The organism is uncultured Tessaracoccus sp. (assembly GCF_947255005.1).
In the GTDB taxonomy this organism is placed as follows: Bacteria; Actinomycetota; Actinomycetes; order Propionibacteriales; family Propionibacteriaceae; genus Arachnia.
The window spans coordinates 117,673-142,174 of record NZ_CAMYFI010000001.1; the positions used below are offsets into that span (position 1 = coordinate 117,673).

Annotated in this window: 18 protein-coding genes; 13 read left to right on the forward strand and 5 right to left on the reverse strand. The window is 64.7% G+C overall.

What is annotated here, in order from left to right; translation table 11 throughout:
• The first annotated feature begins 12 nt into the window (after positions 1 to 12).
• From nuoL to Q0X61_RS00555, 4 genes are read left to right on the forward strand one after another with little or no spacing between them, the layout of a single operon-like run.
• Entirely contained in the window at positions 13 to 1,845 is a 1,833-nt protein-coding gene (nuoL, locus tag Q0X61_RS00540) for an NADH-quinone oxidoreductase subunit L (protein WP_297739350.1), read from the forward strand.
• Between the two features lie 14 nt (positions 1,846 to 1,859).
• Positions 1,860 to 3,368 carry an NADH-quinone oxidoreductase subunit M gene (locus Q0X61_RS00545; RefSeq protein WP_297739207.1) on the forward strand — a complete coding sequence of 503 codons (1,509 nt, stop codon included), beginning with the start codon at positions 1,860 to 1,862 and terminating at the stop codon, positions 3,366 to 3,368.
• Entirely contained in the window at positions 3,368 to 4,939 is a 1,572-nt protein-coding gene (gene nuoN / locus Q0X61_RS00550) for an NADH-quinone oxidoreductase subunit NuoN (protein WP_297739210.1), read from the forward strand. The genes Q0X61_RS00545 and nuoN overlap by 1 nt, the downstream gene beginning before the upstream one ends.
• The gene (locus Q0X61_RS00555) at positions 4,939 to 5,901 is read left to right on the forward strand and encodes a polyprenyl synthetase family protein (protein ID WP_297739213.1); all 963 of its coding nucleotides are present in this window, start codon (positions 4,939 to 4,941) and stop codon (positions 5,899 to 5,901) included. Before nuoN ends, Q0X61_RS00555 begins: the two co-directional genes overlap by 1 nt.
• Before the next feature lie 85 nt (positions 5,902 to 5,986).
• Here Q0X61_RS00555 and Q0X61_RS00560 read toward each other — a convergent pair whose 3' ends face one another.
• From Q0X61_RS00560 to Q0X61_RS00580, 5 genes are all read right to left on the reverse strand, one after another.
• The gene (locus Q0X61_RS00560; protein WP_297739216.1) at positions 5,987 to 6,253 is read right to left on the reverse strand and encodes a hypothetical protein; all 267 of its coding nucleotides are present in this window, start codon (positions 6,251 to 6,253) and stop codon (positions 5,987 to 5,989) included.
• Positions 6,250 to 8,190 (reverse strand): M13 family metallopeptidase, encoded by a 1,941-nt coding sequence (locus tag Q0X61_RS00565; RefSeq protein WP_297739219.1) that lies wholly within the window; start codon positions 8,188 to 8,190, stop codon positions 6,250 to 6,252. Before Q0X61_RS00565 ends, Q0X61_RS00560 begins: the two co-directional genes overlap by 4 nt.
• A 37-nt stretch (positions 8,191 to 8,227) precedes the next feature.
• Positions 8,228 to 9,310: a hypothetical protein gene (locus tag Q0X61_RS00570; protein WP_297739222.1), complete on the reverse strand. Its 1,083-nt coding sequence runs from the start codon at positions 9,308 to 9,310 to the stop codon at positions 8,228 to 8,230.
• Between the two features lie 146 nt (positions 9,311 to 9,456).
• On the reverse strand, positions 9,457 to 10,500 hold the full coding sequence (locus Q0X61_RS00575) for a 2-oxoacid:ferredoxin oxidoreductase subunit beta (RefSeq protein WP_297739225.1): 1,044 nt from the start codon (positions 10,498 to 10,500) through the stop codon (positions 9,457 to 9,459).
• The gene (locus Q0X61_RS00580; protein ID WP_297739228.1) at positions 10,497 to 12,350 is read right to left on the reverse strand and encodes a 2-oxoacid:acceptor oxidoreductase subunit alpha; all 1,854 of its coding nucleotides are present in this window, start codon (positions 12,348 to 12,350) and stop codon (positions 10,497 to 10,499) included. The genes Q0X61_RS00575 and Q0X61_RS00580 overlap by 4 nt, the downstream gene beginning before the upstream one ends.
• A gap of 170 nt (positions 12,351 to 12,520) precedes the next feature.
• On the opposite strand from Q0X61_RS00580, the gene Q0X61_RS00585 reads away from it, so the two are divergent.
• The 9 genes from Q0X61_RS00585 to Q0X61_RS00625 all read left to right on the forward strand — a co-directional run bounded on the left by Q0X61_RS00585 (position 12,521) and on the right by Q0X61_RS00625 (position 24,407).
• On the forward strand, positions 12,521 to 12,934 hold the full coding sequence (locus Q0X61_RS00585) for a MarR family winged helix-turn-helix transcriptional regulator (protein ID WP_297739231.1): 414 nt from the start codon (positions 12,521 to 12,523) through the stop codon (positions 12,932 to 12,934).
• Complete coding sequence (locus Q0X61_RS00590) at positions 12,931 to 14,208, forward strand: MFS transporter (protein WP_297739234.1); 1,278 nt, start codon at positions 12,931 to 12,933, stop codon at positions 14,206 to 14,208. Before Q0X61_RS00585 ends, Q0X61_RS00590 begins: the two co-directional genes overlap by 4 nt.
• A gap of 94 nt (positions 14,209 to 14,302) precedes the next feature.
• Positions 14,303 to 17,653: a hypothetical protein gene (locus Q0X61_RS00595; RefSeq protein ID WP_297739237.1), complete on the forward strand. Its 3,351-nt coding sequence runs from the start codon at positions 14,303 to 14,305 to the stop codon at positions 17,651 to 17,653.
• A gap of 60 nt (positions 17,654 to 17,713) precedes the next feature.
• The gene (locus Q0X61_RS00600) at positions 17,714 to 18,103 is read left to right on the forward strand and encodes an NADH-quinone oxidoreductase subunit B (protein WP_367270686.1); all 390 of its coding nucleotides are present in this window, start codon (positions 17,714 to 17,716) and stop codon (positions 18,101 to 18,103) included.
• Complete coding sequence (locus Q0X61_RS00605; protein WP_297739243.1) at positions 18,096 to 18,602, forward strand: NADH-quinone oxidoreductase subunit C; 507 nt, start codon at positions 18,096 to 18,098, stop codon at positions 18,600 to 18,602. The genes Q0X61_RS00600 and Q0X61_RS00605 overlap by 8 nt, the downstream gene beginning before the upstream one ends.
• Positions 18,599 to 18,913 carry a 4Fe-4S binding protein gene (locus tag Q0X61_RS00610; RefSeq protein ID WP_297739246.1) on the forward strand — a complete coding sequence of 105 codons (315 nt, stop codon included), beginning with the start codon at positions 18,599 to 18,601 and terminating at the stop codon, positions 18,911 to 18,913. Before Q0X61_RS00605 ends, Q0X61_RS00610 begins: the two co-directional genes overlap by 4 nt.
• Positions 18,913 to 20,409 (forward strand): polyprenol phosphomannose-dependent alpha 1,6 mannosyltransferase MptB, encoded by a 1,497-nt coding sequence (gene mptB, locus Q0X61_RS00615; RefSeq protein ID WP_297739249.1) that lies wholly within the window; start codon positions 18,913 to 18,915, stop codon positions 20,407 to 20,409. Before Q0X61_RS00610 ends, mptB begins: the two co-directional genes overlap by 1 nt.
• Before the next feature lie 64 nt (positions 20,410 to 20,473).
• Positions 20,474 to 21,559, forward strand: a complete 1,086-nt coding sequence (locus Q0X61_RS00620; protein ID WP_297739252.1) for an AAA family ATPase — start codon at positions 20,474 to 20,476, stop codon at positions 21,557 to 21,559.
• Positions 21,560 to 21,701: 142 nt separating this feature from the next.
• Positions 21,702 to 24,407, forward strand: coding sequence for a DUF4132 domain-containing protein (locus Q0X61_RS00625; RefSeq protein WP_297739255.1), 2,706 nt, complete (start codon positions 21,702 to 21,704; stop codon positions 24,405 to 24,407).
• Positions 24,408 to 24,502: the final 95 nt, after the last annotated feature.

Here is a 24,502-nt window from a genome sequence, read left to right on the forward strand (position 1 = left end):
CTCGCTCCGTTGATGATCGCGATTCCGCTTGCGACGTCGTTCCTGCTCCTGCTGCTCGGCAAGGTGTCGGACAGCTGGGGGCACTGGTTGGCGACGTTGGCGCCCATCGCCTCCTTCGTGATCGGCCTGCTGCTGTTCCTGCAGATGCTGGAGCAGCCCGAAGCCGTGAGCATTCAGGTCTACGAGTGGCTTGCCACCGGCTCGTGGAGCGTGAACATTGCACTGCTGGTTGACCAGCTGTCCATCCTGTTCGTGCTGCTGATTACTGGCGTGGGTTCGCTCATCCACATCTACTCGATCGGCTATATGGCGGAGGATCCCCGTCGTCGACGGTTCTTCGCGTACCTGAACCTCTTCATCGCCGCGATGCTGACGCTGGTGCTGGCCAACAACTACCTCATGCTGTTCATCGGCTGGGAAGGCGTGGGCCTCGCCTCGTACCTGCTCATCTCGTTCTGGGCTCACCGCGAGTCCGCGGCAGCGGCTGGTAACAAGGCGTTCATCGTCAACCGCGTGGGTGACCTCGGCATGGCCACCGCGATCTTCACCATGTTCGCGCTCATCGGCTCCGTCGATTTCCAGGCGGTCAACGAGGCGGCACCGAATATGGGTGGCTGGGCTACCCTGCTCGGGTTCCTGCTCCTGCTCGCCGCGTGTGGTAAGTCGGCGCAGGTTCCGCTGCAGTCTTGGCTGCTGGACGCCATGGAAGGCCCGACGCCAGTCTCCGCGCTCATTCACGCGGCGACGATGGTCACCGCCGGCGTGTACCTCGTGATCCGCTCGCACGCGATCTACGCGGTAAGCCCAGAGGCGACGCTGGCCGTCGCAATCGTCGGTACCGTCACGCTGCTTGCCGGTGCCTGGATCGGCTCCAGCAAGGACGACATTAAGAAGGTGCTCGCTGGCTCGACCATGTCGCAGATTGGCTACATGATGCTCGCGGCCGGCCTCGGCCCGATCGGTGCCGCGTTCGCGATCTTCCACCTCATCACCCACGGCTTCTTCAAGGCCAATATGTTCCTAGGCGCCGGCTCCGTCATGCACGGCATGAATGACGACGTGAACATGCGCAACTTCGGTGGGTTGTCGAAGGCGATGCGGATCACCTTCCTCACGTTTGCGATGGGCTACCTCGCCATCATCGGATTCCCCTTCACGGCGGGTTTCTACTCGAAGGATCACATCATCGAAGCCGCCTTCAGCACCAACATGGTGCTGGGCATCCTCGCTCTGGTGGGTGCGGGCATCACTGCGTTCTACATGACGCGTTTGATGATGATGACGTTCTTCGGCCAGGCACGCTGGGAGAAGGACGTGCATCCGCACGAGTCGCCGCTCATCATGACGATCCCGCTGATCATCCTCGCGGTGCTGTCGCTCGTGGCTGGCCTGTTCATGAACGGCTGGATTCAGGAATGGCTCGCCGTTCCCACCGGCCACGAGGTGCACGAGACCGGGCTGCTGCACATCACGTCGATTGGTTGGCTCACCATGGCGACGGTCGCCGTCGGTGTGTTCGTCGGCTGGTTCATGTTCAAGGACAACATTCCTAAGAAGGCCCCCGTTACGAAGAACCCGGTGCTGCTTGCTGGCCGCGCGGATCTCTACGGTGACCAATTCAACAAGTACGCCGTCATTCAGCCGGTCAAGGGCATCGCGTCGGGCCTCGCCTGGTTCGACCGCACAACTCTCGACGGGATCCCTGAGGGCGGTGCGTCGGTGGCGGCGGGCCTCGGCGGTGCGTTGCGGAAGACCCAGAACGGGTACTCCCGCAGTTACGGACTCACGCTCGTCGGCGGTGTCGTCGTGTTGCTGCTCGTCGTCGTACTGGGACAGCTGGGCTAAGGAGATTTGAAACTATGTTGTTGACCATCCTCGCCCTGCTACCGATCGTCGGCTCGGTCGTTGTCGCCCTGCTCAAGGGGCCGACTGCCAAGCTGATCGGCATGGGCTTTGCGCTGACTACGCTCGTGCTCGGCTGCGTGACTGCCGCGATGAGCATTACAGGCACCACATCGCTCGCCATCTCGGTGCCGTGGATTCGCCCGATTGGTGCGTTCTACGCCCTCGATATGACCCGCATGGACGCGGTGCTCGTGTTGCTGACCGTCATTCTCGTGCCGGTCGTGCTGCTCGCCGAGTGGCACATCGACGAGCGCAGCGACGTGCGCGGGACGGCGTCGGGCTTCTTTTCGCTCGCGCTGCTCATGCAGGGCCTTGCGCTGTTCGTGTTCCTCGCCGGCGACCTGCTGCTGTTCTACCTCGCCTTCGAAGCCACGCTCATTCCCATCTACTTCATGATTGGACGTTTCGGTGGTGAGGGAAGGCAGCGCGCCGCGGTGAAGTTCCTGCTGTTCTCGCTGGCCGGCGGGCTCGTGCTGCTGGTGGGCATCGTCGGGCTCTACGCGGTGTCCGTTTCGCAGGGTCAGCCGAGCCTGCTGATTCAGGACCTTGGTTCGCTGGAGATGGCGACCTCGACCGCGCACTGGTTGTTCATCGCGGTGTTCTTCGCGTTCGCCGTGAAGGCGCCGCTGGTGGGCGTGCACTCCTGGCTGCCCGACGCCGCCGCGGCCGGGTCTCCGGGCACCTCGACGTTGCTCGTCGGTGTGCTGGACAAGATCGGCACCTTCGGCATCATCAAAATCTGCTTGGTGATCTTCCCCGAATCGGTGCAGTGGGCTGCGCCGGTGGTGATCACCTGGGCCGTCGTGTCGATGTTCTTCGGCGCGTTGATGGCGCTGAACGCCACTGACATGCTGCGCCTGGTGAGCTACACCTCCATCAGCCACTTCGGCTTCATGGTGGTGGGCATCTTTGCGCTCACGACGCAGTCGATGACAGGCTCGATCTTCTACATGCTGAACCACGGCTTCTCGACAGCTGCGCTGTTCCTCGTCGTTGGATTCCTCGTCGTCCGCCGCGGCAGCCAGGACATCAACGACTTCGGCGGCGTGCAAAAGGTGGCTCCCGTACTGGCTGGGTTCTTCCTGCTGTCTGGCCTGTCGGCGCTGGCGCTACCTGGCATGTCGAGCTTCGTTTCGGAGTTCCTGGTGATGGCCGGCACGTGGCAGCGTTATCCCGTGCACGTCGCCTTCCTGGTGGTGGGCATGGTGCTGGCTGCCAGCTACGTGCTGCGCCTGTACAAGACCACCATGACCGGCCCCGTCACCAAGCAAGTTGAGGAGAAGGTGAGCAAGGACCTGAGCCTTCGCGAGAAGGCGGCGGTCTTCCCGCTCATCGTGCTGCTCCTTGTCCTGGGCTTCCTGCCCAAGCCGGCACTGCAAATCATCGATGAGGCCTCGACGGGCTTCCTCACTGTTGCAGGTGTCTCGGATCCCGCCCCACAGATGAAGGAAGGCGGACGCTGATGAACGTCCTGGAGATTACGGCACCCACCATCGAGTGGGCGTTGCTCGCACCGCTGCTCGTGGTGTTCGGCGGCGCCGTGCTCGCCGTCGTGGTCGAGGCCTTCGCACCGCGCAGTTCGCGCTACGTCGTGCAGACCAGCCTCGCGTCGCTCACCATCCTGGGCGCTGGTGCGGCCCTCGCGCTGCAGCTTGGCGACTTCCAGCCACAGAAGCTTGCGATGGACACGATCTCGTACGACGGTCCGACGCTGGTGTTCTGGATACTCCTGCTCGTGTTCGGGCTGGGCGGCGTCGCGTTGTTCGCTGAGCGGGGCGTCTCCGACGGCCAGTCGGCGTTTGCGCCGTCGGCTGCGGCCGCCCCCGGTTCCCCCCTCGAGCGCGAGGCGGTGCGCCTTCGTCGCGAGCACACTGAGGTCTTCCCGCTGCTGCTGTTCGCGCTGCTAGGCATGATGCTCTTCGCCTCCGCCAACGACTTCATCTTGATGTTTGTGGCGCTCGAAGTGTTCTCGCTGCCGCTGTACCTGCTGTCGTCGATGGCGCGTCGTCGACGCCTGCTGTCGCAGGAGTCCGGTCTGAAGTACTTCCTGCTCGGATCGCTCGCCTCGGGCATCTTCCTCTACGGCGTGGCCATGCTGTACGGATTCTCTGGTTCGCTGAAGCTCACCGGCCTCGCCGAGGCCGTGCGCTCACAGACCGCCAACTACTGGCTGTTGCTGCTCGGCCTCATGCTGGTCTCCGTCGGATTGCTGTTCAAGGTTGGCGCGGTACCGTTCCATTCGTGGACCCCCGACGTGTACATGGGCGCACCCACCCCGGTGACCGGTTTCATGGCGATTGCGACGAAGTCTGCCGCCGTCGCTGCGCTGGTGCGCGTGCTGTACGTCGGCTTGGGTGGCGCCCGATGGGATTGGCAGCCGTTCATCGCCGTTGTCGCGGTGCTGTCGATGGTCGTCGGCGCGGTGATCGCGCTGTGGCAGTCCGACATGAAGCGCCTGCTCGCGTACTCGGCTATCACGCACGCCGGTTTCATCCTCGTGGGTGTCGTCGGCGCAGTCGTGCTCGACAAGGACGTCTTCGTCACCTCCCTGGGTGCGGTGGCTTTCTACCTGCTCACCTATGGCGTTGCGACGCTGGGCGCGTTTGGCCTCGTGATGTGCGTGCGTCGGGCGGGCGGTGAGGCCACCTCCCTGGATGATTGGAAGGGCATCGGCAAGAGCAACCCGCTGCTGGCCGGCGTGATGACGCTGTTCTTCTTGAGCTTCGCAGGCATCCCGCTCACCGCGGGCTTCGTCGGCAAGCTCGCCGTGTTCGCGGCAGCCTTCCAAGGCGGCTACGCGTGGCTGGTGGTCGTCGCGATCATCATGAGCGTGGTGGCGGCGTACTTCTACCTCAAGGTGACCGTCGCCATGTGGTTCGAGACCGCAGACGAGGACTCCGAGGTGGTCGTGGCCACTCCGTCGCTGTGGGTGTGGAGCCTTGTGGTGATCTCCGCGCTCGCGACGGTGATCCTCGGCCTGGTTCCCGGTGGAATCCTTGATCTGTTCGGGCAGTTCTCGGAGTTCATCCGCTGATGACCGCATCGTTTGACGCAAGGATTCAGAAGCGGCTCGACGAGTTCGAGCCGCTTCTGGCCGATGCGGCCGTGGCAAACACCCCGTACGTCACGCAAGCAGCGCGCCATGTGATCGAGGCCGGCGGAAAGCGTTTCCGCCCCATGCTGGTGTTCGTGGCGAGTGAGTTCGGCGAGGTGAGCGACGAGCAGCGTCTTCAGAGCGCCGCGATGGTGATGGAGCTCACGCACGTCGCCAGCCTGTACCACGACGACGTCATGGACGAGGCCGACGTGCGGCGAGGGGCGCCGTCGGCCAACCGATTCTATGGCAACTCGGTGGCGATCCTCGTCGGCGATTTCTTGTTCTCGCAAGCCTCCGACATGGTGGCTGACCTTGGCACGGAGTTCGTGCAGTTGCAGTCCAGGACGTTCTCTAGGCTCGTGCAGGGGCAAATTGCGGAGACGATTGGCCCGTCGGAGGACGACGATCCTCTCGAGCATTATCTGCAGGTGATTGCTGACAAGACGGGCTCGCTCATCGCGGCATCGGTCTGCTTCGGTGCGATGGCGGCGAACGCGAGCACCGAGCACATCGAGGCGCTGCGCAATTTCGGCGAGGAGATTGGAACGGTGTTCCAGCTCTCCGACGACCTCATCGACATCAGCTCCGATCAGACGGGCAAGACGCCCGGCACCGATCTGCGGGAGGGTGTGCCGACCCTGCCGGTGCTCATGCTGCGCAAGAACAACGACCCGGCTGACGCCGAGCTGCTGGCTCTCATCGACGGTGATCTCACGGACGACGGCACGCTGGCGGAAGTGCTGAAACAGCTTCGCGCCCACCCGATCATGGACGAGGCGAAGGCCGAGGTGGAACGCCACGCTGCACTCGCCCGTGAGACGCTCGCCCCACTGCCTGACTGCGACGCCAAGGCTGCTCTTTTCGAAGTCTGCGACGAACTCATCAACCGCGAACACTGAGCCACAGATCTTCGGTGGTTGAGTAGCCTGCGGAGCGGGCGTATCGAAACCACATCCGGGATGATTTCGATACGCGCCTGCGGCGCTACTCAATCATCGAGATGAGCGAGCCCAGGTGGTCGAGTAGCCCGCGGAGCGGGCGTATCGAAACCACGTCGCATCCGTCAGCTAACCCGATATCCACTTTCGTTTCCGAGAATTGGCCAGAAACGCCTTCCTCGGCAAACGCGTGTGAGTATTGGGTTACCTTCACCGGGGCATCTCGATACGGCGACTGCGTCGCCCACTCGATGGTCGGCTGGGGCGAGGCGCGCCTTCGGCCGGTGGTTGAGTAGCCCGCAGCCTCAATCACCAGATGCTGACGCGCTCCCCCGGATCGAGCCAGAGGCCGTCGCCGGGGGCGGTGCCAAAGGCGTCGTGGAAAGCGTCGACATTCTTCACGATCTGGTTCACGCGGAACTCGGCGGGGGAGTGCGGGTCGACGCTGAGCAGCATCTTCGCCATCTCCGGGCGGCGCTTCGACTGCCACACCTGCGCGTACGACAGGAAGAACCGCTGCGCGGGAGTGAACCCGTCGATTGGTTCCCCATCGGGGCGCCCGCCGGCGATCAGCCAAGCCTTGTACGCGATACCGACGCCGCCGAGGTCGCCGATGTTTTCACCCAGCGTGAGCTTGCCGTTGACGTGCCCGTCGATGCCCTCCGGGGAGAGCGCGTCGTACTGGCTCACGAGCCGCGACGTGGCCTGGTCGAACGCGGCCTTGTCGTCGGCGGTCCACCAATCACGAATCTTGCCCTCAGCATCGGTGGTGGAGCCCTTGTCGTCGAAACCGTGTCCAATTTCGTGCCCGATGATGGCCCCGATGGCGCCGTAGTTAACCGCATCGTCGGCATCAATATTGAAGAATGGGGGCTGCAGAATCGCCGCGGAAAACACAATCTCGTTGCGCAACGGATGGTAGTACGCGTTCACCGTCTGGGGCAGCATCTCCCAGTCAGATTCCTGCACCGGCCCGAGCACCCGCGACAGCGAGTATTCGAACTCAAACTCGTTGCTGGCAAGCAGGTTAGCGAGCAGGTCGTCTCCCACCTTCAACGCGGAGTAATCGCGCCAGCGCGACGGATACCCAATCTTTGGCGTGAATCCACGGAGCTTTGCGAGCGCCTGCTCCTTCGTCGTTTCCGACATCCAGGCGAGCTCACGGATGGACTGGCCGTAGGCCTTGATGAGATTGCCGACGAGCGCATCCATGGCCGCCTTGGCCTCAGGCTTGAAGTGCTTCGCCACATACAGCTTGCCGACGGCCTCCCCAATCACACCCTCGACGAACGCGATGCCGCGTTTCCACCGGGGGCGCAACTGCTGTGTGCCGGAGAGAGTGCGTCCGTAGAAGTCGAAGTTAGCCTCAACGAACTGCGACGACAAGTATGGAGCGACGCTCGAGATTACGTGCCAGCGGGCCCACGCGCGCCACGCATCGACGGGCTCCTCGTCGACGAGCCGGGCGATCGCTTCCACGAACGACGGCTGCTCGACGACGACGTATTCCAGCTTCTCGACGGGAATCCCGGCCGCTTCCCGGAACCGCTCCCAGGCGAATCCAGGGGCGAGATCTTGCAGCTCCTCCCACGACTTCGGATTGAACATTGCGACGATGTCCCTGCAGCGCACCTTGTCCCAATGTTGCGCGGCAATCTTCGTCTCGAGGGCCAGCACGGCCTCCGCCTGGTCAGCGGCATCGGAAACACCGCCAAGCGCGAGCACGCGCTCGACGTGAGCGCGGTACGCGTCGCGGATGTCGGCGTGTTCGTCGAGGCGGTAATACTCCTCATCGGGCAGGCCCAGGCCGCTTTGCGCCACAAAAAAGACGTAGCGAGAAGGGTCTCCTGGGTCAGTCTCTTCGCCGAAGTGAATGAGACTCAGCAACCCCCGACGTGCCGCGTCACCCAAGTAGCCAGCCAGCGAGGCGCCGTCGGTGATGCCGTCGACGGCCTCCAGGAATGGACGCAGCGGCTGAGCGCCCAACTCCTCCACCTTCTGCTCATCCATGAACGATGCGTAGAGCTGCGCGATTTTCGCTTCCTCACAGCCCGGTTCAGCGTTGCGGATGCCTTCGACGATCGCTCGAACATTTGCCTCCGCTTCGTCGTGGAGGTCGACAAACGAGCCGGCGGACGATTTATCGGGATCGATTTGTGCAGTGGCAAGCCAGCGCCCGTGGAAGTGTCGGAATAGGTCGTCAACGAGGCGCACATCGTCGTCGCGGTGTGAGAAGTCGAGTCCAGTCATGCCGTCCAGCCTAGTAGGCCTCGGAGGGCGCGCTCACTTACTTGTTCCAGGTGACCACGACATCCTCGGGGCTCTTGCCGAGCATGTTCGCGGAGGCGCGGGCCGTAACCTTGAGTTCCTGCGTACCGGGGTTGGAGCCGTCGGCATATTCGAAGGTCAAATTGAAGGTCATGTTCAGCGTGACCACCCCGATGGAGAGATCGTCAGTGCTGAGACTGGGCTGTGTGCCGGCGAGAGGGTTGCCGACGAGGGTCCACTTCAGCGTGCCCGGCTTGATGGGTTTCGCAGGGCGAACCCCTTGCGGGCAGCCGTCGGGGTTAGGGGCCTGCACCTCAGTACACCGTTCGAGAGCGCGCTGTATGGCTGAACGGAACGCGTCGCTGCCTTGGCTGGTGAGGGTAGGAGTAGCAGGCAGCGAAGTTTGGTCGGCGAACTGCAGGGAGCCAATCGTGAAGCTGTTGTCCGACGGGTACTGGATGAAGGGCAATCCCGTTGATAAGTCGTATACGCCGGGCACCACCTCGATGGGTTGCACTTTGGGCACCTCGACGCCGTTGACCAGCAGCGGCAACGACTCGGCCTGCACCAGCTCGATCACGACGGTGACGGTGGTGTGCTCCAATTCGTAACTCCCGCGGTCGTCGAGCACCACGGGGATAGTTGTTTGTACGGGCTCTCCGGCGAGTGTGTAGCTCACCTCCACCTCTGAAGCCCTCCGGTCGGTGGTCAGAATCTTGATGTCCTCAATGGGCGCCTTCTGGCGCATCGCCTGGTGAGCTTTGGGGGAGAGCAGCGCCATTGTGCTGGCTTCGTCGCCTCCGCGTTTCCCGAGTTTCAAGGCTTTGTCGATGTCGCCGTCGGCGAGTGCGTGGAGGTATTGGGAGACGGCGTCTTGCGGCGTGAGGATGGTCTCCGTGGAGGCGCTGCCGGAGGGTTTCACGATGGTGCGTTCGTCGATCTTGGGCTTGCGCAGCACGAGCGCGTAGAGCGTGCCCGCGGCGACGGCGAGCACCACCACGACCGTGAACACCCCGACGACCATCTTCCAGGGGAAGGGGCTGCGTGGGCGCTCTTCCTCGATGACGGGTGCCTCGTAGCGCGACTGATCGCGAGCGCGCATCAAGATGGACTGAATGGCCTCCGGGTCTTGGCCTTGCGGCGCGTCAGGCGGCGTAGCGGCCCGGCGGGGTCGTGGCGGGCTTGGACGCCCGGCATCCGGCGGCTGCCAGCCACCCGGCGGCGGTGGCGCAGATGGCCGCCAATGATTCATTCTGTCCGTGCCTCCCACGTGTCTGGTCCTGCGATCACTGAGGCTAGCGCAGCAGCCGGGTCAGTTGACTCGACAGCGGTGATCTGATCGCGCGCGAGATCGTCGTAAGCAGGGCGGTCCACGCAGCGCAACACCCCGGTGGGGGCCTGGTTGAGCGCGCCCGGCTCGGTAAGCCTAGACAGCGCGAAGGCGTACGAGGGGTCGTCGCGCGTTTCGTCGTGCACCACGATGGCCGACGGGTCCACGTCGGCGGTCTCCACCACGCTGAGCGCGCCGTACTCGTCGCGGACCACGGCTTTGTCTCTGTCCTTGCCAAACGTGATGGGCTGGCCGTGACGCAGCGGGATGAGGGTCTCGACGGCGTCAGGGCCCTTGATGGCATCGAACGCACCGTCGTTGAAGATCGGACAGTTCTGGAAGATTTCAATGAACGACGCCCCGCGGTGCTGGGCTGCGCGCTCCATCACCTCAGTGAGCCCGGTGCGATCAGAGTCGACCGCACGAGCGACGAATGTCGCCTCCGCGCCCAGTGCCACCGACAGCGGGTTGAACGGCTCGTCGAGCGAACCATACGGGGTTGACTTCGTCACCTTGCCGAGCTCGGAGGTGGGGGAGTACTGCCCCTTCGTGAGCCCGTAGATGCGGTTGTTGAACAACAAGATGTTGATGTTCACGTTGCGACGCAGCGCGTGAATGAGGTGGTTGCCTCCGATGGACAGCGCGTCGCCGTCACCAGTGACCACCCAGATGCTGAGATCTTCGCGCGTAGCGGCGAGCCCCGTCGCGATGGCAGGTGCGCGCCCGTGGATGGAGTGCATGCCGTACGAGTCGACGTAGTACGGCAGGCGTGACGAACAGCCGATGCCCGAGACCACGACGATGTTCTCGCGCCGGATGCCGAGGTTGGCCGCCATCTGCTGGAAGGTGGACAGGATTGCGTAGTCGCCGCAGCCCGGGCACCAGCGCACCTCTTGATCGCTCACCATCTCCTTGCGCTGCAAGGGCTCGATGGCTAGTGGAACGCCTGCAAGACCGCTCATCGCTGCTCCTCCAATGCCTGCACTGCATGTACGAAATCTTCCTCCAGCTCCGCGATGGACAACGGCAGCCCGCGCACCCGCGAGTAGCTCTCCACATCGACGAGGTACCTCGCCCGAAGCACGTGCGCGAGCTGGCCCATGTTCATCTCCGGCACGATGACGTGCTCGTAGCGTCGCAACACGTCGCCGACGTTGGCGGGCATGGGGTTTAGGTGGCGCAGGTGAGCCGTCGCAATCTTGTGGCCGTGCTTGCGCATACGTCTGGCGGTAGCGGTGATTGGCCCGTAGGTTGACCCCCAGCCAAGCACGAGCAGTTTCGCGTCGTCGGTTGGGTCGTCCACCTGGAGGTCGGGAATATCGCGCACGATGCCGGCCACCTTGTCCGCTCTGGTGCGCACCATCGCGTCGTGGTTGTCCGGGTCGTAGCTGACATTGCCGGAGAGGTGATCTTTCTCCAGGCCACCGATGCGGTGTTCCAATCCGGGGGTTCCGGGTTTCGCCCACTCGCGAGCGAGCGTTTCGGGGTCGCGTCGGTACGGCATGAAGTGTGGGTCCTCGTCGTGCACGCGGTCGGCGAAGTTGGGCTCGATGGCGGGGATCGCGTCGAGGTCCGGGATGCGCCAGGGCTCGGCGCCGTTGGCGAGGTACCCGTCGGAGAGCATGATGACCGGCGTGCGGTAGGTGACGGCGATCCGGCACGCTTCGAGCGCGGTGTCGAAGCAGTCGGTGGACGACTTCGCCGCGAGCACCGGCAGCGGAGCCTCGCCGTGTCGCCCGTAGAGCGCCTGCAACAGGTCGGCCTGCTCGGTCTTCGTCGGCATCCCCGTTGACGGCCCGGCGCGTTGCACGTCGACGATCACGAGCGGGAGCTCGGTCATGATGGCGAGGCTGATGGTCTCCGACTTCAGGGCGACGCCGGGGCCCGACGTGGTGGTCACGCCGAGCGCGCCACCGAAGCTCGCGCCCAGTGCGGAGGCGACGCCAGCGATCTCATCCTCTGCCTGGAACGTCATCACGCCGACGTCTTTGCGGCGGGAGAGTTCGTGCAGGATGTCGGAGGCGGGGGTGATCGGGTAGGAACCCAGGAATAGCTGCATGCCGGCCTTATGGGCGCCCGCCATGAGGCCGTAGGCGGTGGCGAGGTTGCCGGAGACCTGCCGGTAGCGGCCCTGCGGCATCGGGGCCGGGTTGACGACGGTCTGCACCGCGAACGCTTCGGTGGTCTCGCCGTACGCGTAGCCGGCCTTGAACGCCGCGAGGTTGGCGTCGCGGATGTCGGGCGTCTTCGCGAACTTCGACGAGAGGAACTGCTCTGTGCCTTCGATGGGGCGCGAGTACATCCAGCTCAGCAGACCGAGCGCAAACATATTCTTCGTCCTCGACGCGTCCTTGCGTGTGAGGCCGAAGCCTTCGACGGCGCCCTGCGCCAGCGTCGTGAGGTCCAGCTCATGCACGGTGTAATTGGTGAGGGTGCCGTCCTCGAGGGGGTTGGTGTCCCACCCGATCTTCTTGAGGTTGCGCGCGGTGAAGTCGTGCGTATCGACGATGATGACCGTGCCGGTGGGCAGATCCTTCAGGTTCACCTTGAGCGCGGCCGGGTTCATCGCGACGAGCACGTCCGGCACGTCGCCGGGGGTTACGATGTCGAAATCGGCGAAGTGGAGCTGGAAGCTCGACACCCCGGGCAGCGTGCCCTGCGGCGCGCGAATCTCGGCGGGGAAGTTGGGGAGTGTGGCGATGTCGTTGCCGAAGCTAGCCGATTCTGCGGTGAAGCGGTCACCGGTCAGCTGCATGCCGTCGCCGGAATCGCCGGCGAAGCGGATGACGACTCTGTTGAGTTGCTTGGTCACGAATCCTCGAAACTAGTGGGTAGACGTCCTCGCCAGTGTAGTTGCGTGGATGCCGGAATGCACGGGCCGTCTGAGTGCCCGATGAGTCCGTGGTGTGGAGACGCTTGCCCCACCGACTATACTTTCCTGTGGCTAACTAGCTGGGGCTAAATATATGAGGTGGTTAACGCGTGGATTCGACGAGCACACTGGCAAACGAGGTACGTCTGGCGTGTCAGCTCGTGAGCCACAAGGTGCGCTTCGAATCCGGCTCCGCCATTCCACCTCACCAATTGTCCGTGCTGTGGAACCTGAAGCGTGGCCCGAAGTCGCCCGGTGAACTCGCCGAGGCGGAGCAGGTGAGCGCCCCGTCGATCACGAAAACCCTTGACGGGCTCGAAGCGCTGGGCTTCATCGAGCGCAGTAAAGACCCGGACGACGGTCGTCGTCGCAACGTGTGCATCACCGACGAGGGGCGAGCAGAGCTTCGACGTACCGCCGGCATCCGTGACTCCTTCATGGAGCAGCGCCTCACCGCACTGAGTGCCGACGAGCGCCAGGTGCTGGGGCGTGCGGCGGCCATCCTGCAGCGGGTGATCGCGTGAGTCGTCACTCCACCTTTACGTCCCTTAAGGTCTACAACTTCCGGCTGTTCTGGATCGCGTCGCTGATCTCCAACATCGCGGGCTGGATGAGCGTGATCGCCCAAGACTGGCTGGTGCTCACCATCCTCACGGACAACGACGCGGCTGCGCTCGGCCTGGTCGCCGGGCTGCAGTTTTTGTCCATTCCCATTTTCTCCCCGTATGCCGGCGCGCTCGCAGACCGCATGTCGAAGCGGCGCATGCTGCAGTTCACGCAGATGGGGCTCGGCGTCACCGCCTTGTGCACCACGCTGCTCGTCACCTTCGGAGTGGCTGAGTTGTGGCACATCTATGTGTTGGCTGCGCTGACCGGCCTGGTGCAGGCGTTCGACGCCCCCGCTCGGCAGGCCATGGTCTCCGAGATGGTGGAGGAGCACCTGCTGCCCAACGCCGTCGGATTGAACTCCATGCAGTTCAACTGCGCACGCCTCATCGGCCCGGCGGTCTCGGGCGTATTGATTGGTGCGTTCGGTGTGGTGCCGGCGCTGTGGATCAACGCGGTGAGTTTCGTGGCTCCCGTGACCGCGCTCGCCCTCATGCGCGCCAACGAACTCCACCCGCCGAAGCCGCGCAAGGGGAAGGGTGCCATCCGGGAGGGCGTCGCCTACGTGCTAAAACGCTCTGACCTGGTGAAGATCTTCATCATGGTGTTCATGCTCGGTACCTTCGGGCTGAACTTCCAGATCACGAATGCACTCATGGCGACGGAAGCCTACGGCCTGGGCGCTGGGGAGTACGGATTATTGGGCTCGATGATGGCTGCAGGCACGCTCACCGGTGCGGTGCTCGCAGCTCGTCGCGGCTACCCGAGGCTTCGCCTGCTGGTCGGTGCGCTCTTCGGGTTCTCGCTGGCCATGTGCGCGCTCACCGTCACGCCCTGGTACTGGCTCTACGCCCTCTTGCTGGTGCCCACGGGGTTCCTGTCCATCACCGTCATGACCGCAGCCAACAGCCGCGTGCAGCTCACCACCGAACCCGAGATGCGCGGGCGCGTGATGGCGCTCTACATGGCTATATTCCTCGGCGGCACGCCCATCGGAGCCCCACTGGTGGGCTGGATCGGTGACTACTTCGGTGCGAGGGCGTCGGTGTTTGTGGGAGGTGCGGCAACGGGTATCACCGCGCTCGTTGTGGGCGGATTGCTGTTGTCGGGAGCCAGGAACTACCCGTCGACGCTGCATTTCATTGAATCGGTGCGCAGTCGCGTCCGTAAACGCCGTCGCAAGCGCCCCTAGTGCTTGTCGCGCGCCGCTCACGAAACGAGCAACCGCACTGACTGAAGTGAGGGGCGCCCTTTGGTTCGTTTCCCTTGAGGGCGACAATGGGTGCATGGCCAATGACATGACGACTGCAGCAATTGAGCTTCGACTTGGACTGTTGGGATATTCCAGGCCTCGCAAGGGGCGACGTGAGCAGGAAGCGGCTCTGGTCAGCCCCATTCTCGAGCGCCAGCGCGAGTTGAACCGTCGGCTGAGTTTCGCGATGCCCCCCGTCGACGACCGCATTCAGACATTCCTTGACTCCTACTTCGAGGGCACCGACTGGGATGAGAAGCTTCCCAGCCGCTCCTTCGTGCTCGATCAGCCGGGGCTGGCACGCGAACTCACCCTCCCGCGCCGCGGCGACGAGTTCCACTCTGAACAGCTGAGCAGCTACCGCCTCGCCAACGGAGTACTGCACAACCCCGCGAATGACCGTCGCACCACCAAGGGCGTGTTCCATATCGCCGAAGGTGGCCTCCCCATCCAAGACGACAAAATTGCGGTGCCGCGCGAGGTGGCCGCTCGTATCTTCGCCGCAGCGCTGCAACCTCCGAAGGACGCGATGCTGTTGCCGTACACCGCGGACGAAGACGAGCCGGCCTACTGCTGGGCTTCGCTCCTCCTTCGCCCAGTAGTGGTGCCTCCGGTGCATGGCTTCACCCCGCGCCGCACCATGGAGGTCCGATTCTTCGCGCCCGGCACGCTCATGGCCAACCTTGATTTCGTCGAAGGCATCTTCGGAAACGCGGGCGACCCGCTGCTGCCGGACAACGACGCCGCACTCGACCCCGAAACCTGGACCGGCCACACCGGCGCCGTCATCTTGGCCCCGCACCTCACGCACCTCACCAAGAAGGAACTCGGCCTGCCCCACGTCGATGACGCCACCGAGCGCCAGCGTAGAGACGGCCAGTGCTGGAGCGAGCCCGATGAGCGCTACAACGGCGGCACGGCGTTCAAGCTGTGTGTGCGCGACGAGCGAGGCGTTATCTGCACCGTCATCGCCGACAACTACTTCGGTTACTGTAAGAAGGAGGTCAAAGCGCAGATCAGCTACGCCAGCAACCTCCTCGGCCTCGTCGAAGAGGAACACTCAGGCGGCGCCCGCACCTACCCCCGGTACAACCTCGGCCAGACGTTCACCACCGACAGCAACCCCAACCAAACCTTCGAGCAGGCGGTCGAGCACGATCCGGAGCGCTGGGATGTGCAGCCTGAGGGGTACGCCGTCGCGACGGATATCGAACGGCTCCTCTTGATTCCGCCGAACACTGAACTGTCGCTGCGCGATTCCACCGTGACGTGGCATAACGCACAGGGAGAACACTCCATCCCGCTCAAGGGCGACCACACCTACATCACGCCCGACGGGTACCAGATTGAACCGCTGCACCTGGAGGTCGACGGCAGCCAGTGGACCCTCGTCGGTAGCGTCGCGGTAGCCACCGAGGCGCACAAGCCCGCCACGGTTTCCGGCGGCGGCAAGTCGGAGATCTCGAAGGACATCACCGACGCGTTCATCGTCGGCAACGCCTACGTCGAGAACTTCGACGAGGACATGCGGCAAGTTGCCAACATCGTCGACCACGACTTCTCCGACCGCTTCAACGACCCTGCCACCCACGACGTTCGCCCGCTGCTGTCCGACGAACGCAGCGTCGGGTCGGTCATCAAGCTGCTGAGCCCATCGTCGGACTACACCGACGAGTACAACGCCTGGCTCGACAGCATCCCGTACCACGTGAAAGAGCTCGTCTTCGTGGTCAAGCGGTTCTACCGCCCCGAATGGGGCGATGACTGGGCGAGCCACTTCGCGGTGCCGAGCCTGAACGGACGCACCGGGCACGCGTTGCGCCTAGACGGCGAGAAGATTCGCGTCAACATGTTGCGCGTCGGCTACGAAGAAGGCGATTCGTGGCGACTGTTCGGGTTGCGCCATGACTTCCACCCCGCGGCCAAGGTGCAAACCGAGGATGACATCACCGCGTCCATCGTCGCGCCCGGCGGGGAGCACGGGCTGGCCGAGGGGCTGAGCCGCAAATACGTTGAGAACGCGGAGAGGTTGCTCTTCCAGCGCCCCGACGACGCCATCCACCGTGGCTACGACAAGCAGACGGAGAGAGACATCGCTGAAGGCGCTTTCTTGTCGAACTTCGCGCCGCTCACGCGCGAGGAGGCGCAGGAAATCACCCAAGACGCGGTGGGCTTCTCGCAGTTCACCAAGCCGATGCGTCGTCGCCTCGAACGCTTCGCCGCTGGCCACAGTAAGGCCAAGTATGTGGTGTCGTCGGCGCATCCGCGCATCGTCAACGGCGTTCGAACGAAGAACCCGCGCTACCTGCAGGTGCGTCCCGACATCGCGAATGCTCGCGCCACCCAACTCGCTGAAGTGGGGGAACGCATGGCGCTCGGGCTCCGGCACGACGAACCGCTCAGGCACAGCGTCGACGTGGTGGCCGCTGGGCGACGCAATAACGCCGCTTCCGACGGCGTCCCGGCCCTGTGCGCCTACGCGCCGCTGCACTACATGGAGCTCCCGGAGCTCATGATGGAGTTCATCTCGTCCATGACAGGAAAATCGCCCTCCACCACCGGGGCTGGCTCCGAAGGCGCGATGACGAAGAAACCATTCAACGCGCTGCCCACCACCTACGACCTCAACGCGGCGCTGTTGTCGTTCGTGCTCACGGGCTACGACGGCTGGTTGTCGTCGGCCGGTGTGGTTGGCCCAAACGTGCGCGTCGACCACGACATCTCGCTGCTCATCCCCGAGCTCTTCTCGCGCATGACCCCCGAGGAACGCGACGCGAAGCACCTCATCGCCGAAGGGGCGCTCGAGCCGGTGCCCGACTTCGAGTTTGAGGGCAAGACGTATGAGGCGAGCCGCTTGGGCTACCGCATGACGCAGAGGTTCACTACGAAGTACTTCGGGCGCATCTTCTTGCACCCGTATGTGGTGTTCTCCGACGACATGCTGCGCCCGGAAGAGCAGGACGCGGCGCAGTACGCGTCATCGGTGGAGACCATCGTCACCACGCACCAGCGGGTGGGGCAGAGCTACTTTGATGACGGGACCGTCGAATATGCGGTGCCGCCGATTAAGGCACTCCTGGGCATCATGGCCTACGGTGAATACGACGGGATGACGCTGCACTCGCCGGATTTCCGTGCGATGTTCACCAGGGAGTCGGTGCTCGCCTCAGCATGGTACGCCGAGCGCCTGCAGTCCGCCGTCGACAATGAGCGCGCCCTCCTCGAACGCTCGATCACCGCGATTGAGGAGTTCATGGCAGACCCCACGAACCAGGAAGCCAGCGAACGCCTCGGCCTCGCGGAGCGCCTCGCATGGGCGAAATCGGTGCGGCCTGACCCGGAGCGCCTTCGCGGCACGCTCGGTCGCCAGGTGCGTTTCGTCTGACGGCGTCGCCAGGCGGGTGCGAGTAACGAAGACCCCGGTGACAGTACACTGTCTGCCATGTTGCAGGCAGTGGACTGGTGCTCCGACGGCTCGGTGTACGTCGTCGACCTCGCACTCGCCTGCTGCGCCCTCGAATCACAGGCCGCACTCGCTGCCCGGCCGCGGGTGCCCGTTGACGAGCTTCCTGCCGACGCGAACGTGGTGCTCACGCTGTCGGGCACGTTGACCCACGCCATGACACCCGCCGCACAAGCTGCCATTGACGCGTTGCCGTCGCGACCGACGGTGGTGGCGTTCGGCGCCTGCGCCTGCATCGGCGGTCCGTACTGGGATTCGTACGCGGTCCAGAAGGGGGCGGGCGGCATCGTCGACGTCGATCATTTTGTCGCCGGCTGCCCCCCTCCTCCAGAGGCCTTTGCCGAAGTCATCGAGGGGGTGCGACGTGGCTGAGTTCCGGCAATCCGTGCGCAGCGCGATCGATGAGGGGTTCACCTTCCTCACGTTCCTCACAGCCGTGGATGAGCTCGGACGCGACGGCGGGTTCCGCGTCGTGGCCATGCTGGAGCGCCCCTTAGACGGCGAACGCCGTGAGTGTTCCCACGCCACGAACCGCAATGCACCCACCGCTCCACGCATCGACGACCTGCTCCCCGGCGCCGGGTGGTTGCAGCGCCAGGTGCACGACATGTTTGGCATCACTTTCGACGGCGCCGACGACGCCCCGCTCATCCATCACGGCGAGGGCCACCCGCTGCGCAAGGAGTTCCTCCTCCCCGAGCGGGGAGAATCGTCGTGGCCGGGCGCGGTGGAGCCAGGCCAAGCATCTCCGAGCAGACGCTCGCTGCTTCCGGTCGGCGTGCCCGACCCCACCGTCGCTGAGAATCCAGCCGCGACGGCGGAAGATGTTGCGCTGAGCGCGACGGGAACGAGAGTGCGGGTTCGTCGATGATCCACGGATCCATCCAGCTTCGAGAATCCTTGTGCACCTCGTGCATGATCTGCGCGCGAGAGTGTCCGACGTGGTGCATCCGCCTCACCTCGCACCAAGAGCAGACGGTTCCCGCACCCGGAGCGCGCCCGCGCACCCACAACGTGCTCGACACGTTCTCGATCGACTGGTCGCTGTGTATGTTCTGCGGGGTGTGCATCGAACAGTGCCCGACGGACGCGCTCGAGTGGCGCGACAGCCGCGTCGCACCGGCGGGTCAGCTCGACGACCTCCTGCAGGGCAAGGCTGCGCTTGCCCCCGAGGACGCGTGATGCTAACGAGAAGGCTCCGCGATCTGCAGCTGGCTGCGGGGTCGCGCGCGGTGTGGGGCGCCTTCGCCGGTTCGCTGTGCATCCTGCTTGGTTCGCTGAGCCCCGCGTATCTCCCGCAGGCGTCCCCGTTCTGGAGCGTGCTGCCGCAGACATCCCAGGGCATCGAAGCGCTGCGCTGGCTAGGCACGGTGCTGGTGATGCTCGGTTTGGCGCTCATGTTCGTCGCCTGGTTCCGTCTTCGCCCGAGCGACCGCCGCGAGCGGGGACGCCCCCCGCTGCGCAACTGGGCCGTGCTCGTCATCGCCTGCGCACCGCTCCTCGTCGCACCGCCCGTGTTCTCCCACGACGTGTACTCCTACGTCGCCCACGGGTGGCTGCTACACAACGGCCTCGACCCGTACCAAGTGGGGCCGGGTGCGCTGCCGGGCTACGTCGCCGACCAGGTGGCATGGGTGTGGCGCGACACGCCGGCGCCGTACGGGCCGCTGTCGCTGCGCATCTCACAAGGGCTGATGGCGCTCGGCGGGTTCGACCCACTCCGGGCCGCGCTGCTGCACCGCATTCCCGCCATCGTGGGCGTCGCGCTCATCGGCTTCGCGGTGCCGCGTATCGCCGGGCTGCTGAACCTCGGCCGCAGCTTCGCAAGCTGGTTCGTCACTTTGAACCCGCTGCTGCTGATCGACTTCGTTGGCGGCGCCCACAACGACGCGCTCATGACGGGCTTCATGGTGCTCGGCATTTGGCTCACGCTCCGCTTCCGGGAGCGCTGGTACGCGGTACTCGCCGGCGCCGTAGCCGTTGGGGTGGGGGCCTCGATCAAGCAGCCGGCCATCATCGCGGCAGTCGCGCTGCCATTTCTCGTTCGCCCGTGCACGTCGTTCAAGGCGAAGCCTCTGTGCGTGGGGCTGGGGCGCTCGCTGCTGTCGCTCGGCATTGGCGTGCTGACGTTTTGCGCCATCACCTTCGCAACGAGGCTGGGGTACGGCTGGCTGCATTCTTCCGACGTGCCCGGCCAGGTGGATACGGTGGCCATCGTCGTGCTGCTGGGTAGAGGGGTGGAGTACCTCTTTGCTACGACGGGGCATCCGGCGGCAGGTGCGGTGGCCTTCGAGATCGTCCGCCAGCTCGGGTATGTGATCATCGCCGTCGGCATGGTGGTGTTCGCGGCGAAATACCTCGGTACCCAGCCGTTGCGCTTTGTGTCGTGGTCGCTGCTGTGGTTCGCGCTGTGGGTGCCCGCGATGCACTCCTGGTACTTCCTGTGGGGCGCGGTGCTGCTGCCGATGAGCCGTCCACCGCAACGCCTCATGCGTGTTGCGATGCTTGTCACCGCTGGTTTGCTGACCTTTAGTGCCCTGAACTTCGGCATGCGCAACGGCCCTTGGCCTGTCATGCTCGTGCTCGTCGCAGTGGTCGCGTGGGGCCTCTACACCCACGAACTGCGCTTGCCCGGGAGGGACATGCGAGAACCGGAAGCAACCGTCGAGCAAGGATGACGGGTGCCTTCGGATGCACAGGCAGCGCAGCTAGGCTCATGGTGCCGTGGAGAAAGGGGTCATCATGGCCGCACGCCTGCAACGCCTTCCAGCCGAGGTGCGTTTCGCTGAAGAGTTAGCGACGCTCGCCGCACGGGATGCGAGCCTGGGCAGAGTTGCGCCCGAGGGGTGGCGCCTATCGGCTCCTGCCGTCGTGGAATTTGTGCTCGGCGACGGCGCAGAGATCTCGCCTAAATTCGTCGGCTCCAGGGCCCTGGTGGAACGCTGTGTGGTGGCTCTCGCCACGAATCGAGGATTGATGCTCATTGGCGAGCCGGGCACGGCGAAGTCGCTACTCAGCGAGCTGTTGGCAGCGGCGGTCTCGGGTGACACGTCGCTCACCGTGCAGGGCTCAGCGGCCACCACGGAAGACGCCATCAAATACTCGTGGAACTACGCACTACTCCTAGCGGAAGGGCCGACTGAGCGCGCGCTCGTGCCCGCCCCCATTCATCGTGGCATGACTGAGGGCAAGGTGGTGCGTTTTGAGGAGATCACTCGTTGCGCGCCTGAGGTGCAGGATGCGCTGCTCTCCGTGCTCTCCGACCGCCTTCTCACCATTCCTGAGTTCGACGGCGACGCCCGCACCGTGCACGCCTTGCGCGGTTTCAACGTCATCGCCACCGCCAACACCCGCGACCGCGGCGTCAACGAGATGTCGGCCGCGCTGAAGCGACGGTTCAACTTCGAGACCATCGGCCCCATCCCCGACGCCGATGTCGAGGCCGCGCTGGTGCAGCGTGAGACAGACGCGCTGCTCGCGGAAGCGGGAGTCCCCGCCCGGCTGCCACGCGACCTGACGCGGGTGATCGTCGAGGTGTTTCGAGAACTGCGTTCAGGGCGCGCAGGCAACCAGGGCGTCGAGCGACTGAGCAGTGCGATGTCGACCGCCGAGGCGGTGTCGACGGGGCTCGCTGCAGGCTTGGAAGCGGCATGGTTCGGCGACGGCACACCTGGAGGCAAGGAACTCACCTCCGCCCTCGCCGGGTCAGCATTGAAGGACGACCTCGAGGATCGCTCCCGGCTCCGTGGTTACTACGAGCGGCGTATGCAGGGGGCGAAGGACCCGATTCGCGCCCAGGCGTGGGCGCATCGTGAGCTGCTGGATTGACCGCGGCCGACCAGGTTGAGCCCTTCAGGCTTCGGCACCACCAGCCGGCCTGGGCGGGCTTTCTCGGGTCCCAAGGATGCTCGAAGGGTTCGCAACGCGCGCTCCGGCGCCGAGGACTCGCCTGGGCCGTAGCATGGGGCGCATGCAGCAGACTCCCCGCCACCTTGAACCTCAGGACCTGGGCCTTGAGGTGTTCTGGCACGAACAGGGCACCGACTTCACCAGGGCAATCGTAGACGCCGTCGATGATCGACCTTTCGACCCCGATTCGGAGCGGGAGCGGGCGCAGCGGATCGCCCGGTATGTCTATTTCCGCAAGGGTGGATTCCAGGTCGGGCGTTGGATATTCGAGGAATCGCCGTTCGAGGGCGTGCCCAGTCGTGAACGTGCGGCCTGGTGGCTGCAGTACCTCAGGGACCCGGACAACACCGGCTTGGACTTGCCCGCGGACCTCGTGGTGCTACCCGGTCCGCTGGCAGTGATGCTGGACGTGCTGACAGGCGGGGACACGCTGCCCGAGCTGATCGCAAAGTTCGAGGACTGCATGACGCAGTCCCCGTTGTGCTCAGGCGGCAGCTGTGTTCATACGCTCTCATCGAAATTCAACTGGCTTGGCCTCAGAGCGCTCTGGCCGCACGTGGAGGAGGCGCAGCGCGCTGAGCTGGCCAGCGTCGTTGACGCCCGGTGGTGGTTCCATGGGCAGCTCACTGAAGTGGAATGGCGGCAGTTGACCTACCTCTCCGCGCTGCTCGGCACCCACGCCGACGACACACGCAAGGTCATCGATGCGTTCGAGGACGGCAGGTTCACCCGCACGGAGATCTACGACGAACCCGGCCTCAGCTTGTTCGCGTCGACACCTGAGGAGCGGGTGCGTGAGGCGCGGAGGCTGGGGGTGAACCTGATCCATCCCGACGTGGCGCTGGCCTGGCTGCAGAACACAGGTTCACCTGGGTTCGAGCTGCTCGCCGAGCAGATCAAGGGCAACACCTTCAAGCACGGCGCCACCTTGACGATGGAGCTCCTCACTGCTCGCCTGCACGGCCCGGGTGCAGTGCTGGGTTTCACGAGGCTCCTCGACAGCTCCTACGCTCAAAAGGCACTGGAGTGGCTGCAAGCCAACCGTCCGCTCATCTACGCCGCGAAGCTTTCCGCCCAGGACGCGGCGCCGCTGTCGGTCGTGCTGCGACCCGTCTCCACCCGTGAACTGAAGAGCGTCGTCAAGGACACCTCCGACGGTGTACGCGCCGTGATAGAAGAGGTGCTCGCTGAGCGTGGACTCGAGCCGTTTGACCCCCAGACTCCGTGGTGGGCCGAGGCCGCGCAGGGAAAGGAGGCAGTGGCTGTGCAACGAGGTCTCGCCGCGATGTTGCCGACCTTCGTCGTCGACGATCGCCAGCGCCTCGCGGAGCCTGAACTGCAGCTGCTGCTGGCACCGTTGCGGCGGTGGCGTCGCAACGATCCGCTGGTGATGGCGATACGCGAGCGCGTGCCGGAAGAACTCAGGGACCGCTTCGCGATCCAGCTGCTGGAGACGTGGCTCGCCCGGGGGACACCTGCGCGTGAGACTTGGCTCATGTGGGGCGCGGGCTGTGTGGGCGGCGATGGGTTCGTGCGCAGAATCGAACCGTTGGTGAACTACTGGCGCGAATTCTCCCAGTACAACCGTGCCGTGGACACCCTCAAAGCGATTCGCGACGTCGGCTCTGATGCGGCGCTGAAGACACTCATGACCGTCGCTAGCACGATGAAGACCGCCATGATCAAGAAGGCGGCAGGCGAGCTCATCGAGGATGTCGCCAGCGAGCTGGGCCTCACGCGAGATCAGCTTGAAGACCGCAGCGTCGCAGACATCGGCCTCGACGCCCGGGGGACGCGGGAGTTCAGCTACGGCACGCGTCGGTTCCGCGCGGCTCTCACGCCCAAGGGCACCATCGCCGTGCGGCAGCTGGACAACGACGGGCGTCCCACCGGCAAGACGCGCACGACGCTGCCGCCGGTGACCGGCTCCGACGATAGTCAGCTTGCCAACCAGGCCCGGGCCGAGTTCAAGGAGCTGAAGAAGACGCTTGCAGACAGCGCGAAGTTACAGCGGACAAGGCTGGAGCAGGCGATGCTCTCCGGAAGGCGGTGGAGCGCTGAGGAGTTTCAGCACCACCTGGCGCCGAAGCCGATCTTCCGCGTCCTGCTGCAGGCGGTGGTGTGGGGAGTGCTCGACGGCGCTACCCGCGTCGGGCTCGGCCGCCTCGATGAGGAAGGCATCCTCGTCGACGCCGACGACGCGCCGATCAGTCTTGCCGGACGCGAGCTGTACATCGTGCATCCCGCAGAGCTCTCCGACGACGAACGTGCCCGCTGGAGTCGGGTGCAGGCCGATTACGAGCTGGTGGAGTCGTTCCCGCAACTGTCCCGTCCCTGGTTCGAGCTGCCTGCCAGCCAGGGCGAAGATCTCGAGTTGCACGGCCTCCGGCCAGACTCGGTAGATGCGGGCTATGTTGTCGGTGCGCGGGAGAAACACCGCTGGGAGCCCGGCAGGGTGCTGGACGGGGGCGTCTACCACCTCATGGGGCGCTATTTCCCGCAAGGCGACGTGACGGCGGTGATCCAGCTCACCCCGGGGCTCGGCATGGGCCCGGTGACATCGCAGCTCCCGCAGCGAATTGCGTCGGTATATCTGCTGCGAGGCGTGATCGACCCGAAGGCGCTCGGGATGGGAGCCATGCCCGGCCGCGGCTTGTCCCCGGATGTTGTAGCCATCCTGGGGCACGTGCGGCACGTACCGTGGGCTCAGGCGCCTCGTGTCGTCGTGAGTGAAGTGTTGGCCACGATCAACGCGATCACGGGCTGATTCAAGGCACCTGCAACCTGTGCGGCAAGTGAGCGGATCATGTGTCACCTGCCTCGTCGGCTGCGATGCTGAGAGGCTGCGAAGCTGAGGCACCT